Source organism: Acidiphilium sp. PM (assembly GCF_000219295.1).
Classification (GTDB): Bacteria; Pseudomonadota; Alphaproteobacteria; order Acetobacterales; family Acetobacteraceae; genus Acidiphilium; species Acidiphilium multivorum.
Map to the genome: position 1 here is coordinate 1 of NZ_AFPR01000423.1, position 884 is coordinate 884.

Annotated in this window: 1 protein-coding gene; it reads left to right on the plus strand. The window is 75.2% G+C overall.

Annotated features, from left to right (window positions below):
- Positions 1-884, plus strand: an 884-nt coding sequence (locus APM_RS13195; protein WP_007423862.1) for a LysM peptidoglycan-binding domain-containing protein, incomplete at both ends; no start/stop codon positions are given.

The window sequence follows — 884 nt, forward strand, 5'->3', positions numbered from 1 at the left end:
GCCGCGACATCGAACCGACCCGGCCGGTCGCGCCGCCGCCGAACGCCACCGTCCATCCCGCCGCGTCGCCGGCCAGGCCCGCCGGCACCCCGAGCTTCGACACGGTGCGCGTCGATGCCGGCGGCAACGCGGTGATCGCCGGCCACGCCGCGCCCGGCGCCACCGTCACCATCACCGCCAACGGCAAGACGATCGGCACGGTGAAGGCGGATTCCTCCGGCAGCTTCGCCTTCGTCACCTCCCGCCCGCTGCCCGCCGGCGGCCAGCAGCTCGCCCTTTCCGCCACCGGCCCCGGCGGCCAGACCCTGGCCAGCAACCGCGACGTCACCGTCTCGGTGCCCGCCGCGCCGAACGAGGGGCCGCTCGCGGTGCTCGCCGGCAAGAGCGGCGAGCCCTCGAAGGTGCTGAGCGGCCAGGGCCCGGCGCCGGGCACGCTCGGCATCGGCTCGGTCGACTACGACGGCAAGGGCCACGCGCTGATCGCCGGCACGGCGAAGCCCGGCGCGCAGGTCTCGCTCTCGCTCGACGGCGCTCCGCTCGGCACCGCGACCGCCGGCCCGGATGGCCGCTGGACGCTGAAGGTCGAGCACATGCCGGCGAAGCCCGGCACCTTCAGCCTCACGGCGCATGACGCGAAGGGGGCCGTCATCGGCGAGATGAAGACCGCCTACGCCCCGCGCGCGGTCGGCCCGGTCGCGCCGCACCATGTCGTGATCGAGCGCGGCGACTGCCTGTGGCTGATCGCCCGGCGCGTCTATGGCCGCGGCGTCGACTATTCGCTGATCTACAAGGCGAACGAGGCGAGCATCCGCGATCCCAACCTGGTCTATCCCGGCCAGCGCTTCGTGCTGCCGCCCGCATCCGGCGCCGCGCCGGCGCCGGCG